This is a genomic window from Elusimicrobiota bacterium, assembly GCA_041660925.1.
Classification (GTDB): Bacteria; Elusimicrobiota; Elusimicrobia; order UBA1565; family UBA1565; genus JBAZUV01.
On the sequence record JBAZVI010000002.1, the window covers coordinates 298,425 to 310,672 of the forward strand.

A 12,248-nucleotide genomic window follows, 5' to 3' on the forward strand; every position below is an offset into this window, starting at 1 on the left:
TCGAGCTCCCTCACGGGGCTCGAAGAGCCCCGTGGTTTTCCTGGACCGCGACGGCACTCTCATCCACGACCGGCCCGGCTTCTACCTCCGCCATCCGGGGCAGGTCCGGCTCTATCCGCACACGGCGGAGGCCCTGCGACGGCTGCGGCGCGCCGGCTTCCGCCTGGTCATCGTCTCCAACCAGTCGGGCATCGGCCGCGGCTACCTCGATCATGAACGACTGCGCGTCATCCACCGCCGCCTGCTCGCGGAGCTGCGCCGACGGGGAGCGCGGGTCGACGGCTTCTACTTCTGCCCGCACGCTCCCTGGGAGAACTGCCGCTGCCGCAAGCCGCTGCCGACGCTCGCCCGCCGCGCGGTCCGCGAGCTGGGCCTGCGCCTGCGGGGTTCCTGGGTGGTCGGCGACAAGAAGGCCGACGCCGACCTCGCCCGCGCGCTGGGCGTGCGGGCGGTGCACCTGGGGACCGGCCACGGGCGTGCCCAGCGCGAGAAGTACGGCCGACGCCTGCGTGCCGACCACCGGGCGTCCACGCTCCTGAGCGCCGTCAACTGGATCCTCCGCGAGAGCGAAAAATGAACCTTCCCGAGCCCGTCCGACGCCATCCCGTCCGCAGCCTCTGGTGCGCCGCGCTGTTCTGCGCGCTCTTCTTCGCGCACCCGCGCTCCCAGCTCATGTTCCTCCTCGGCTTCCTGGTCGTCTCCGCCGGGATGGCGCTGCGGGTATGGTGCGGCGCGTCCTTCGACGGGGCTCCGACCGCCGGTCCCGGCCGCGTCGTCCGCCATCCGGGGACCCTCGGCGCCCTCCTCGCCGCCGCCGGCTTCCTGCTGATGAGCACCTCGTTGACGCGCTGGGGCTCCTCGCTCTTCCTGTGGGCGTGCTTCGCGGCCGCCTTGCGCCTGCGCGTGCTCCCCGCCCTCGCCGAGGCCGACCGGTCGCTCGCGGCGCGGATGGGCGACGCCTTCACCCGCTGGTCCGCGGAAGTCCCCCTCCTCCTTCCCGACACCCGCGCTTTCGCCGCGCTGCGCGGCCTCTCGGCGTCTCTTCTCGCGCCGGGCTGGGGGCGCGAGAAGCGCGCGGTCTGGGCCGCGCTCGGCCTGGCGGCGCTGCTGCGCTTCAAGCTGACCTACCGCCTATGATCGCATCCGTCCTGCCCCTCTTCCTCGCGTTCGCGGCGTCCCTCTCGGCGCAGGAGGCCTCGACGGAGGCCTTCCGTTCTCCGATGGAGCGCGTGCGCGGGGCGCTGTCCGTCTCGAGCGCGATCGCGAAGGTCCCCTGGTTCCCCGAGAGCCTCGAGTTCGACATCAAATGGGGCATCATGGCCGTCGGCGCGGCCGACATGAAGATGGGGGAGCTCCTGGACTACGACGGCGGGCCGGCCTATCGCATCGTCTCGACGGCCCGCTCCAACGGCTTCTGCGACACCTTCTACAAGGTGCGCGACGTCAACGAGTCCTGGGTCGCCGCCGACGACCTCCGCTCGCTCGGCTACTCCAAGAAGCTGCGCGAGGGCGGGTTCTTCCGCGACGAGTGGGTGGCCTTCGACTACGCGCGGAAGATGTTCTTCTCCCGCCGCTTCGACAAGGACGGCCGTGCGGCGGAGAGCTCGGGGCCGATACCGGGTCCCGTGCAGGACATGCTCTCCAGCATCTATTACCTCCGCCCGCGCGCCCTGAAGGTCGGCGACGAGATCGTGCTCGACGTGAACACGAAATCGAACTGGCCGCTCGTCGTGAAGGTCCTGCGACGGGAGAAGGTGCGCGTCCCCGCCGGGACCTTCGAGACCCTCGTCGTCGAGCCGGGCGTCCGCCAGGAGGGCATCTTCGTCCAGAAGGGCAAGCGGCTCCAGGTCTGGCTCACCGACGACGAGCGGCACACGCCCGTACAGATGAAGGTCGAGGTCTTCTTCGGGCACGTCTCCGCCTATCTTCGGAAACTCGGTGGCTGAGGAGCGCCGGATCCCCCGCGGGGCCGGCGCGGCCGTCCTGACGCTCGCCGCGGTCCTTCCCTATCTCCCCCTGCTCCGCGTCCCGCCGTTCTACGACGACGCCGTCTTCCTGCGGAGCCCGCTCTCCGCGCTGTCCCCGGGGGCCTTCCTGCGGGTCCTCCTCTCGCGCGACTACTTCGCGCTCAGCGGCGAGCGCAGCTGGCAGCCGCTCGTCACCCTCTGCCAGCACCTTTGCGGCGGCTCGGCCCCCGCCCTGCGCGCCGGAGGCCTCCTCCTGCACGCCGCGGCGACGCTCCTGCTCGCCGAGCTCGCGCGCCGGGCGCTGCGCTCGCGGGAGAAGGCGTTCCTCGCCGCCCTCCTGTTCGCGCTCTTCCCCGCGGCGACGGAACTCCTGGCCGTCTCCTCGTTCGTCGCCCACGCGGCGGCGGCGGCGGCGGGCCTCGCGGCGCTCCTCTGCTGGGAGGCCTCCGGGCGAAGCCGCCTCTCGGCGTTCCTGTGGCCGCCGCTCTTCGTCCTCGCCCTTCTGAGCAAGGAGAGCGCCCTGAGCGTCCCTCTCGCGGCCGCGGCCTGGGCGGCTTGCGTCGAGCGCGAGGATCGCCCCCCCCTTCTTCGTCCCGCGCTGGCCGCGGGAGGACTCGTCGTCCTCTATCTCGCCGTCCGCTTCCTCCTCCTGCGGCCGGCGCCCGCCGCTCCGGCGCTCGTCGCACCGGGCTGGTCGAGCCTCCTCTCCCTCGGCGCGTACGCGCGGGTCCTCGTCTGGCCGGCGCCGCTCTGCCTGGAGCGCTCGCTCCCGGCGACGTTCAGCGCGGAGGGCGCGTTCCTCCTCGCGCTCGGGCTCGCCGCGCTCGGCGGCGCGGCGCTCCTGCGCGGGGCGCGGCGCTTCGCGGCGCTCTGGACGCTCCTCTCCCTGCTGCCGGTGCTCCACTTCGTCCCATTCGCGAACTACAGTCCGACGGCCGACCGCTATCTCTATCTCCCGTCGGCCGGCTTTGCGCTCCTGCTGGCGTCCCTCTCCTGGCGTCCGCTCCTCCCGCTGCTCCTGTCCCTGTGCTGGGGAGCGCTCGGGCTCCGGCGAGCCGCGCTCTACGGGGACCCCGGAGCGTTCCTGCGGCAGACGGCCGCCTGCGCCCCCGCGAACCCCCGCGCGCAGGCCTTGCTCGGAGCCCATCTCCTCGAGCGAGAAGGCGACGCGGCCGCGGCGCTCCCCTTTTTCGCGCGCGCCTTCGACCTCGATCCGGGGCTGCGCACGCGCTTCGACGACCCCGGCTGGAGCCATGTCGAGGGCCGCCCGTACGTCCTCGGCCTCCTCGAGCTCCGGCTCTCGCGTCCCTCGCGTGCCGCGGAACTCTTCGACGCCGGTCTCCGGGAGGAGGAGGACCCTTCCGCACGGGCTCCGCTCCTCGTGCGCCGCGCCGAGGCGCGCTCAGCGCTCGGCGACCGAGTCGGAGCCCTCGCCGACTGCGCGCAGGCCGAGCGGCTGGCCCCCTCCTGGCATCTGCCGCCGCTCAAGTCGGGTCTCCTCATCGGCCGCTCGGACCGGACCCGGGCCGCCGCCTTCCTGGAGCGCGCCCGGGCCCTGGATCCCGGAGGGATCCGGCTCCCGGAGCTGCTCGAGGAGGCCTACCGCCTCCTCGGACCTGCGAAATCCGTCGGTACGGGGCCCCCTCCGGATTTCGCAGGGGGGTTCAGGAAAACCTCTACCCCTGGTTAAGCGCTCAGGAATCCCCTGTGGGGATTCCTGATTTGATATACTCCCGCGTAACGAACATGGAGAGCGCCTTCCCGACGCGCAAGCGTCTGCTCACCCTGGTCGACCGCCTGCCTGGACGCCGAGTGATGGTCCTCGGGGACCTCATGCTCGATCAGTTCATCCGGGGCGGCGTCAGCCGCATCTCCCCTGAAGCCCCCGTCCCCGTCGTCCTCGTGCGCGAAGAGTCCCATCTGCCCGGCGGCGCCGGCAACGTCTGCAGCAACCTCGCCGCTCTCTCGGCCGTTCCGAGCGTCTACGGCGTGGTCGGCGGCGACGACGCCGGCGAGCATCTCCTCTCCGACCTCAAGGCGCGCGGGGTGGACGTGTCCGGCGTCCAGGTGGAGCCGGGCCGGGTGACCATCCAGAAGGTGCGCGTCATCGCCGAGCACCAGCAGGTCGTGCGCTTCGACCGCGAGACTCCGGGGCACCTCCCGGCCCACGCGCTCGAGCGCCTCTGCGCTCGCATCGAGAAGAAGGCCGCCGAAGCCGACGCCCTCATCATCTCCGACTACGGCAAGGGGGTCGTGACGCCGCTGGCCGTGCGCCGCGCCGTGCGCGCCGCCCGCCGCCGCGGCATCCCCGTGGTCGTCGACCCCAAGATCGAGCATTTCCGCCGCTACCGCGGGGTGGACTGCATCACCCCGAACACCCACGAAGCCTGGGCCGGGATGCGCATGATCCCCTCCGGCGACGAAGGGGCCGTCCTCGACCTGGGCCGACGCATCCTGCGCACGCTGCGGACCCGCTTCCTCCTCATCACCCGCGGGGAGAAGGGGATGTCCCTGTTCCTCCCGGGCGGGAAGACCCGCCACATCCCCACGCAGGCCAAGGAAGTCTTCGACGTCACCGGCGCCGGCGACACCGTCACCTCCGTGATGGCCCTCGCCCTCGCCGTCGGGGCCGCGCCCTTCGAGGCGGCCGTCATCGCCAACGCCGCCGCCGGAGTGGTCGTGGGCAAGCTCGGCACCGCCACCGTCAGCGTCTGCGAGCTGCGCGCCGCCGTGACCGACGCCTCGCGCAGGCGCGTGCGCCGGTGAAGGACGTCCTCGTCGTCATCCCCGCCCGCTACGGCTCGACCCGTCTGCCCGCCAAGATGCTCCGCCTCCTGGGAGGCGTCCCGGTCGTCGAATGGTGCCGCCGCGCCGCGGTGCGCGCCGGCGTCGGCCCCGTCGTCGTGGCCACCGATCATCCCGACATCGTCCGCGCCATCGAGGCCCACGGCGGCGAGGCGGTGCTCACCCCGGTCTCCTGCCGCTCGGGCACCGACCGGGTGCACGCGGCCGTCCGCCTCCTCGCGAAGCGGGGCCGCCGCTTCCGCTACGTCGTCAACCTCCAGGGCGACGAGCCCTTCATCCGGTCCGCGACGCTGCGGGGCGTGGCGGGCCTGCTCCGCCGCGGCGCCGCGATGGCGACCGCGGTGGTCCCCGGCGCCGCCGAGGACCTCGCGAACCCGAACGCGGTCAAAGCCGTGCTCGCCAAGGACGGCCGCTGCCTCTATTTCAGCCGCGCTCCCGTCCCCTTCCTGCGTCCCCATGCCGGTGCTCCGGCCGCACGGCCGATCCACCGCCACCTCGGCATCTACGGCTTCTCCCGGGCCGCGCTCGAGCGCTTCGTGAGGCTCCCCCCCTCCCGACTCGAGAGGACGGAGAGCCTCGAGCAGCTGCGCGCGCTCGAGGACGGAATCCCCATCTTCGCGCACGTCTGCCGCGACCGCACGGTCTCCATCGACACCGCGGCCGACCTCCGACGGGCGGCGCGCATGCTGTCCTCCGCTCGCGCCGTCCTCGGGCCGCGAAGGCCCGGCACGAGGACGGCGCGCATGCCGGCATCTTCTCGAGGAGTCAAGAATGGCTAAATACATCTTCGTGACGGGCGGCGTCGTGAGCTCTCTGGGCAAGGGCATCAGCGCCTCCTCGCTGGCGAAGCTCATGAAGAGCCGCGGACTCAAGACCACGCTGCTCAAATGCGACCCCTACATCAACGTCGATCCCGGGACGATGAACCCCTACCAGCACGGAGAGGTCTTCGTCACGGAGGACGGGACGGAGACCGACCTCGACCTGGGCCACTACGAGCGCTTCCTCAACGTCGACATGAAGCGCGAGAACAACTTCACCGCGGGGCAGGTCTACGAGACCGTCATCACCCGCGAGCGCCGCGGCGACTTCCTCGGCGCGACCGTGCAGGTCATCCCCCACATCACCGACGAGATCAAGCGGCGCTTCCGCTCGGTCTCCGAGGGCCATGACCTCGTCATCGTCGAGATCGGCGGCACCGTGGGCGACATCGAGAGCCTCCCCTTCCTCGAGGCCGCGCGCCAGTTCTCGCTCGAGAACGGACGGGACAACACCCTCTTCATCCACGTGACGCTCCTTCCCTGGGTCCGCGCCGCCGAGGAGCTCAAGACCAAGCCGACGCAGCACTCGGTCGGGAAGATGCGCGAGATCGGCCTCAACCCGGACATCATCATCTGCCGCACCGAGAAGCCCATCTCCGACGAGCTCAAGGCCAAGATCGCGCTCTTCTGCAGCGTGCACCGCGAGGGCGTCGTCGAGGCGCCGGACGCCCAGACGATCTACGAGGTCCCCGTGCTCTTCCAGCGCCAGGGCCTCGACGAGCAGGTCCTCATGCTCCTGCGCCAGCGCGCGCACGGCCGCGATTTCGAGGGCTGGGCGAAGATGGTCGAGCGCATCACGCACCCGCGCCACGAGGTCACGATCGCGCTGGCCGGCAAGTACACGGCCGTGAAGGACGCCTACAAGTCCGTCCACGAGGCGCTCGTCCACGGCGGCGCCGCCCACGACACGCGCGTGCACGTCCGCTACCTCGACACCTCCGCGGCGGACCTCGAGCAGGGCCTCGAGGGGGTCCACGGCATCCTCGTGCCCGGCGGCTTCGGCGACCGCGGCATCGAGGGGAAGCTGAACGTCATCCGCCACGCGCGCGAGAACGGCATCCCGTTCTTCGGGCTCTGCCTCGGGCTCCAGCTCGCGGTCATCGAGTTCACGCGCAACGTGCTCAAGCTCGGCGGCGCCAACTCCACCGAGTTCGACCCCAAGACCCGCTATCCCGTCATCGACCTCCTTCCCGAGCAGAAGGCCGTCAAGGACAAGGGTGCGAGCATGCGCCTGGGCTCCTACTCCTGCGCCGTGAAGAAGGGCTCGCTGGCCTGGAAGGCGTACAAGAGCCTGCAGATCGACGAGCGCCACCGCCACCGCTTCGAATTCAACAACCGCTTCCGCAAGCTCGTCGAGGACGCGGGGCTCCTCGTGACGGGGACCCACGCGCCGAAGAACCTGGTGGAGATCGTCGAGCTCAAGGGCCACCCCTGGTTCCTCGCCGTCCAGTCCCATCCCGAGTTCAAGTCCCGGCCCGAGGCGCCGCACCCGCTCTTCGCGGACTTCGTCGGCGCGGCGCTGCGCCGCGCGCAGGGGCGTCCGGAGGCCGCTCGTGCCCAGGGCTGAACGCGCGCGGACGCCGCGGGCCGTCTCTATCGGGAAGTTCCAGGTCGGCGCGGGCCGTCCGCTCTTCATCATCGCCGGCCTCTGCATCCTCGAGTCCCCGGAGCTGCTCGCGCGCGTCGGCCGGGAGCTCAAGGCCGCCTGCGCCCGCGCGGGGCTGCACCTCGTGCTCAAGTGCAGCTTCGACAAGGCCAACCGCTCGTCGCTCAAGTCCTTCCGCGGCCCCGGGCTCGCGCGCGCGCTCGACGCCTTCGCGAAGGTCAAGCGCGAGCTGGGCGTCCCCTTCCTCACCGACATCCACGACGCGGCCCAGGCAGGGCCCGTCGCGCGCGTGGCCGACGTTCTCCAGATCCCCGCCTTCCTCTGCCGCCAGACGGACCTCCTGCTGGCGGCGGGGCGCACCGGCGCGGTCGTCAACATCAAGAAGGGGCAGTTCCTCGCGCCCTGGGACATGATCCACGCCGTCGAGAAGGTGGAGTCCACCGGCAACCGCCGGGTCCTCCTCACCGACCGCGGCAGCTCCTTCGGCTACGGCAACCTCGTCGCCGACATGCGCTCCATGGCCTTCCTCTCCCGGACCGGCTGTCCGGTGATTTTCGACTGCACGCACGCCTGCCAGCTCCCGGGCGGGCTCGGACACGCCACGGGCGGAGAGCGCGAGTTCGCGCCGCTCCTCGCTCGCGCGGCCGTCGCCGCCGGCGTCTCCGGGATCTCGCTCGAGACCCACCCGCGGCCGGAGAAGGCGCTCTCCGACGGCCCCAATTCCCTCCGGCTCTCCGACGTGCCGCCGCTGCTGCGGACGCTCGCGGCCCTCGACCGACTCGTGAAAGGTAGGCGCCCATGAAATGCCTCAGCTGCCAGCAGGACAACAAGGACAACGCCAAGGTCTGCAAGCGCTGCGGACGCGACATGACCCTTCCCCCGGCCTGGATGCCGGACTGGAAGTGGCACGCGCGCACCCTCGGCGTCATCTACGTCTGCCTCACCGTGCTCTACTTCGGCCTGACCCTTGCGCTGAAGACGCTGCCCGCGCCCTATCAGCTGCGCAAGATCCCTCCGGAGATGACCCCCTGGCTCAAGCGCTGAACGCCGTCTTCCTCTGCGCGCTCGCCCTGGCCGCCGCCGGCTGCACGGCCCGCCGCGGCGGGAGCGGCGAGGAGACCTCCCAGGTCATCGAGGATTTCTCGATGACCCAGTCGGCGGGCGGGCGCAAGGCCTGGGCGCTCGCCGCGCCGCAGGCACGGCTCCTTGCGGAAGGCGGCGCGCGCATGCTGAGACCCCGCATCCGCATCTTCCGGGAAGGACGCGAGGGCTCGATCGCCGAATCCCGCGAGGCCTACGTCAAGGACGGTTCGCAGGACATCACCCTCGTCGGCGACGTGGTCATCCGCTCCCCGCAGGAGAAGGCCGTCCTGCGCACCGACCGTCTCGAGTACGGGGCCCGGGAGGGCCGCTTCCGCACGGACTCCTTGGTCGCCCTTGAGCGCCCGGGCGTCCGCCTGCGCGGCCGAGGCCTCGACGCGGACGGCGCCCTCGCGGAGATCCGCATCCATCATATGGAGTCCGACCTCCGGTGAAAGCCCTCCTGTTCCTGCTCCTCTGCCTCCCCGCGGCCGCCGAAGAAGGCTCCCCGCTGGTCGGGACCGTCGTGCGCAGCAGGGAGTACGTGGTCCGCCGCGCCCCGCGCAAGCAGGAGGAGTTCATCGGGGACGTGCGCTACCGGCGCGCTACCCGCTCCTTCCGCGCGGATTGGGCGCTCTTCGACCACCTCTCACAGTTCTGGCGCCTGCGCGGCGCCATCCGCGGCGAGGAGCATTACGACGACGGGGGGCTGCTGGGCCTCGAAGGGCAGGAGGCCGTCCACGACCTCCGCACCGGCCTGGGCAGCATGCGCGGAAAGGACGAGACCGACCCCGTCGTCGTCACGCGCGGAGGACCGCTGCGCGTCTCCCTGCCGACCCCGCTCGAGGGCGACCGCGCCGTCGGCCGGGTCCTGGTCTGGGACGAGAAGTCGCGCACCGCCCGCCTCTCGGGCTCCGTCCGCGTCGAGGGGCTCTACGGCGACGCCGCCGCGGAGGAGGCCCTCTACCGTCACGAGGACCGCACGCTCACGCTGAGCGGCGGACCGCCGTACGTCGCTCCGCGCGAGAAGGGTTGGTCGGCCGCGGCCCAGGCGGACCTGATCCGCGCGACCTCCGAGCCCCGGCGCCTGCGCGCCGAAGGCGGGGTGCACGGCTGGATACACTTCCCGAAGGAGAGCGTCGACGCCGTCCACGGGCGCGGCTTCCCTCGCTCGAGGAGGCGCCCGTGAAGCTGCGCGCGGAGCAGATCGTCAAGAACTACGGGGAACGGCAGGTCGTCAAGGGCGTCTCGCTCGAGGTCCGGACCGGCGAGATCGTGGGCCTGCTCGGCCCCAACGGCGCCGGGAAGACGACCACCTTCTACAGCCTCGTCGGGTTCATCCGTCCGGAGGAGGGCCGGGTCCTCCTCGACGACGACGAGGTCACGCACCTCCCCATGTTCCAGCGGGCGCGCCGCGGGCTGGGCTACCTCGCGCAGGAACCGACGGTGTTCCGCGGCCTCACCGTCGAGGAGAACCTGCTGGCCGTCCTCGAGCGCCTGCACCCCTCGCGCCTGGAGCAGATGCGCATGGTGAAGTCCCTGCTCGAGGAGTTCGGGCTCTGGAAGCTGCGCCGGCAGAAGGCCTGGACCCTCTCGGGCGGGGAGAAGCGCCGCCTCGAGGTCGCGCGGGCGATGATCCAGGACCCCAAGATCATCCTCCTCGACGAACCCTTCGTCGGCATCGACCCCATCACGGTCGGGGACCTCAAGAAGACCATCGAGGGCCTCCGCCAGCGCGGCATCGGCATCCTCATCACGGACCACAACGTCCGGGAGACCCTGCCCATCATCGACCGCGCCTACCTCATCTTCGACGGTCAGGTCCTCCTCGAAGGGACCTCGAAGGAGCTCATCGAGGACCCCAAGGCGCGAGAGCTCTACCTGGGCCATGACTTCAAGATGTAGGCCGGTCTCCCGGCTCGAGCGAGCCGTCCACCCCGCCGCGCACACGAAGTAGACCATCGGGGCACGTCCCGTCTGGGTCCGTTGGCCGCCGCCCTCTGGGGCGAAAGCCCCTACGGCTCCCGTCCTTTCCGCTGTAGACTGACGGGGACATGCGCAGAGCGCGGTATACGCCGCTCCTGGCAGCCCTCCTGCTCCTCGCGGGGCCGGCGCAGTCGTGGGCTCAGGCCGTCGCGCGGACGGTCCCGCAGAGTTCCGGCCTCGTCCTCCCCGTCTCCGGGCTCCGCATCGTCGCGCCTGCGAATGCGTCCGGCTCCCTGACGGCGGCCCCGCTCGGGCGGACGACGCTCCCCACGCTCACGCTTTCCCCGGCGGCCCTCCCGCAGATCGCGGCCGCCGCTGACGCGCCCCGCACCGCCGCCGCCCGCAGCGCCCTGCGCCTGGGCCTGAGGATCCTCCCGGGAGCCAAGAGCTCCGCCGGCCGATCCCGGCTCGCCGCCTCCGCGGCGGTCGAGACGGCGGCGCCCGTCACGGCGCGCGGCGCGGTCGAGGACATCGCGGCCAGCGTCCTGGCCGAGAAGGACTCCCCCGAGCGCGGCGGGGCCGCGCTCGGGGTCCGTTACGACGGCGCGACCTTCCGGCGGGACTCCGCGGATCCGGTCGTCGGGCTTCCGTCCGAGGACCCTCTCGCGGCCGCGCAGCTCCTCCCGGCGGAGGCCGGGCCGGCCTCCGCCTCCGCCGAACCCTCCGTCGAAGGGAAGGTCTCCCTCACTGCGTCCGAGGAGAAAGACCGCGCCAAAGTCCTCAGCCGCTACCTCTGGGGCACGCGGGCCTTCAAGGTGGGCATGGAGGCCCTGGGCCTGGCCGTCCCCCTGCTCGCGCTGACCACTTTCGGGTCCGCGGCCATCGCCGCGGGGATGGCCGCCGGTTGGGGACTCTCGCAAGCGGCCTTCGGCATCTGGGGCGGAAGCCTCATCGACCGGAACCCCCCCGGGAAGATCCTGACGCGCGCGATGTACCTGGAGGCGCTGACCGGCGCCTCGCTCATCGCCCTGTTCATGGTCGACAAGTTCCTGCCCGCCGTGCTCCCCTTCGCGGCCTTCAACCCCGTCGCGGTGCTCGTCCTCTACAGCCTCGCCGGCGGCTTCGTCGGCATGGCCGACGTCGCCCGGCAGGTCGTCCCGCCGAGCGTGTTCGGCGAGGACGAGAAGGCCGTGAAGGCCTTCTACGCCCGGACCCACATCGCCTACGAGGTCGCGGGCGTCCTCGGCGCCGCACTCGCCGGCCTGACCATCAAGTATCTCGGGATCGCCGCGGTGCTGGCCATCCATCCGCCCATGTACCTCCTGGCGGCCCTGATCTTCTCCAAGCTCCGACTGCCGCAGGCCCATCCCGTCGTCAAGGCCGCGCCGGACCCGGCGGCGCCGCGCGGGCTGAAGGCCGTCTGGGCGGACCTGAAAGAGGGCGCGCGCACGATCCATTCCTCTCCGATGATCATGTGGGGAGCGGCCGCGATCATCCTCCCCTTGATCGTCCACCGCCTCATGGAGTCGCTGCTCATCCCCGTCTTCGCGAAGGCCGTCCTGCTCGCGCCGGCCAAGGCCGCCTGGATGACGACGGCGTCGAACGCCGGGGAGCTCCTCGGCGCGCTCGTGCTCTCGCGCTCCATGAAGAAGGACCATCCGCCGCACTCGGCTTTCTGGGTGCGACTTCTGGCGCTCGGTCTCGTGGGACTGTGGGCGTTCAGCATCTCTCCGACCCTCTGGACCATCCTTCCCTTCATCACCCTCAGCCGGGTGACCTGGGCGGCGAGCGACCTGAGCCTGCGAGGGAAGCTCCAGTCGGCCATCTCCCCCGACAAGCGCGGCCGCACCTTCGGTCTGATCACCGCGGTGACCTTCGTCCTCATCGTCGCCTCGTCGCTGGGGCTCGGGATGCTCATGGACGCCTTCCCCATCTCCGCCGTCTACATCGGGGTCAACGTCGTGCTGACTCTGCTCGCCCTCGTGCTCCTGAAAGCCTCCTTCCCCCTCGCGGAGAAGAAGGTCTCCCTCAAGAAATCCTGAC

The 12,248-nt window shown here is 71.5% G+C and carries 13 protein-coding genes; all 13 read left to right on the forward strand.

The genetic code is table 11. The features are described from left to right. Positions 1–31 precede the first annotated feature (31 nt). Complete coding sequence (locus WC969_03965; protein MFA6028993.1) at positions 32–577, forward strand: HAD family hydrolase; 546 nt, start codon at positions 32–34, stop codon at positions 575–577. Further along, a complete protein-coding gene (locus WC969_03970) occupies positions 574–1,137 on the forward strand; it encodes a hypothetical protein (protein ID MFA6028994.1) in 564 nt (187 codons plus the stop codon). The genes WC969_03965 and WC969_03970 overlap by 4 nt, the downstream gene beginning before the upstream one ends. Further along, the gene (locus tag WC969_03975) at positions 1,134–1,946 is read left to right on the forward strand and encodes a DUF3108 domain-containing protein (protein ID MFA6028995.1); all 813 of its coding nucleotides are present in this window, start codon (positions 1,134–1,136) and stop codon (positions 1,944–1,946) included. Before WC969_03970 ends, WC969_03975 begins: the two co-directional genes overlap by 4 nt. Continuing rightward, a complete protein-coding gene (locus tag WC969_03980; GenBank protein MFA6028996.1) occupies positions 1,939–3,657 on the forward strand; it encodes a hypothetical protein in 1,719 nt (572 codons plus the stop codon). Before WC969_03975 ends, WC969_03980 begins: the two co-directional genes overlap by 8 nt. 56 nt (positions 3,658–3,713) lie before the next feature. Beyond that, on the forward strand, positions 3,714–4,733 hold the full coding sequence (gene rfaE1 / locus WC969_03985; protein ID MFA6028997.1) for a D-glycero-beta-D-manno-heptose-7-phosphate kinase: 1,020 nt from the start codon (positions 3,714–3,716) through the stop codon (positions 4,731–4,733). Continuing rightward, a complete protein-coding gene (gene kdsB, locus WC969_03990) occupies positions 4,730–5,551 on the forward strand; it encodes a 3-deoxy-manno-octulosonate cytidylyltransferase (GenBank protein MFA6028998.1) in 822 nt (273 codons plus the stop codon). Before rfaE1 ends, kdsB begins: the two co-directional genes overlap by 4 nt. After that, positions 5,544–7,160: a CTP synthase gene (locus WC969_03995; protein ID MFA6028999.1), complete on the forward strand. Its 1,617-nt coding sequence runs from the start codon at positions 5,544–5,546 to the stop codon at positions 7,158–7,160. The genes kdsB and WC969_03995 overlap by 8 nt, the downstream gene beginning before the upstream one ends. Beyond that, the gene (gene kdsA / locus WC969_04000) at positions 7,147–8,001 is read left to right on the forward strand and encodes a 3-deoxy-8-phosphooctulonate synthase (GenBank protein ID MFA6029000.1); all 855 of its coding nucleotides are present in this window, start codon (positions 7,147–7,149) and stop codon (positions 7,999–8,001) included. Before WC969_03995 ends, kdsA begins: the two co-directional genes overlap by 14 nt. Beyond that, positions 7,998–8,243, forward strand: coding sequence for a hypothetical protein (locus WC969_04005; GenBank protein ID MFA6029001.1), 246 nt, complete (start codon positions 7,998–8,000; stop codon positions 8,241–8,243). The genes kdsA and WC969_04005 overlap by 4 nt, the downstream gene beginning before the upstream one ends. Before the next feature lie 26 nt (positions 8,244–8,269). Then, complete coding sequence (gene lptC, locus WC969_04010; protein MFA6029002.1) at positions 8,270–8,734, forward strand: LPS export ABC transporter periplasmic protein LptC; 465 nt, start codon at positions 8,270–8,272, stop codon at positions 8,732–8,734. After that, a complete protein-coding gene (locus WC969_04015; GenBank protein MFA6029003.1) occupies positions 8,731–9,468 on the forward strand; it encodes a hypothetical protein in 738 nt (245 codons plus the stop codon). Before lptC ends, WC969_04015 begins: the two co-directional genes overlap by 4 nt. Continuing rightward, positions 9,465–10,184 (forward strand): LPS export ABC transporter ATP-binding protein, encoded by a 720-nt coding sequence (gene lptB / locus WC969_04020; protein MFA6029004.1) that lies wholly within the window; start codon positions 9,465–9,467, stop codon positions 10,182–10,184. Before WC969_04015 ends, lptB begins: the two co-directional genes overlap by 4 nt. A gap of 149 nt (positions 10,185–10,333) precedes the next feature. Continuing rightward, on the forward strand, positions 10,334–12,247 hold the full coding sequence (locus tag WC969_04025; GenBank protein MFA6029005.1) for a hypothetical protein: 1,914 nt from the start codon (positions 10,334–10,336) through the stop codon (positions 12,245–12,247). Position 12,248: the final 1 nt, after the last annotated feature.

Coding starts and splice junctions, on each gene's coding strand:
- WC969_03970 (MFA6028994.1), top strand. CDS start 574: ATGAACCTTCCCGAGCCCGTCCGACGCCATCCCGTCCGCAGCCTCTGG.
- WC969_03975 (MFA6028995.1), top strand. CDS start 1,134: ATGATCGCATCCGTCCTGCCCCTCTTCCTCGCGTTCGCGGCGTCCCTC.
- rfaE1 (MFA6028997.1), top strand. CDS start 3,714: ATGGAGAGCGCCTTCCCGACGCGCAAGCGTCTGCTCACCCTGGTCGAC.
- WC969_03995 (MFA6028999.1), top strand. CDS start 5,544: ATGGCTAAATACATCTTCGTGACGGGCGGCGTCGTGAGCTCTCTGGGC.
- WC969_04025 (MFA6029005.1), top strand. CDS start 10,334: ATGCGCAGAGCGCGGTATACGCCGCTCCTGGCAGCCCTCCTGCTCCTC.
- WC969_04005 (MFA6029001.1), top strand. CDS start 7,998: ATGAAATGCCTCAGCTGCCAGCAGGACAACAAGGACAACGCCAAGGTC.